The following is a 524-nucleotide window of genomic DNA, read 5'->3' as shown; positions in this document are numbered from 1 at the left end:
TATCTGATCTAATATAGGCTATATAAAATCACCGGTTAATAACATTGAACCAAAACATAGCTGAACAGCTTTTAGCGCTTTCGCGAAAAGAACCAAACGCACGAAAACGCATACGATTACTCGCAGTGTCATTATTTTATGAGGGGAATAGCAGAACTGATATTGCAAAACGTCTTAACATAGCACGAAGTAGTGTTAATAAATGGGTTTCAAGTTACCTAGAACAGGGGCTGTATGGCTTAGACAATAAGCCTATACAAGGGCGTCCATCTAGATTGCAACAGTCACAACTTGAGCAACTGTCTGAATTTATAAAACGCACGAACACAGAACTTCAAGGCGGCCGGCTTACCGGTGAAGACATTGTGCATTACATTAGCACCGAATTTGGTGTTCATTATCACTTAAATCATACTTATAAAATACTCAAGCAGCTTGGCTTTAGTTGGATCACAAGCCGTTCGAAACACCCTAAACACTCATTAAAAAGCCAAGAAGCTTTTAAAAAACTTCCAACTGGAAAC

Annotated in this window: 1 protein-coding gene; it reads left to right on the top strand. The window is 38.9% G+C overall.

The features are described 5' to 3' along the window. Window positions 1-44 precede the first annotated feature (44 nt). Window positions 45-524, top strand: a 480-nt coding sequence (locus JIG41_RS01125; protein WP_199524136.1) for a winged helix-turn-helix domain-containing protein, incomplete at its 3' end; no start/stop codon positions are given.

It is taken from the genome of Pseudoalteromonas sp. bablab_jr011, from assembly GCF_016464045.1.
Taxonomy (GTDB): Bacteria; Pseudomonadota; Gammaproteobacteria; order Enterobacterales; family Alteromonadaceae; genus Pseudoalteromonas; species Pseudoalteromonas lipolytica.
Note: the sequence above shows the minus strand (reverse complement) of the source record. Positions and strands in the feature narration are given on the sequence as shown.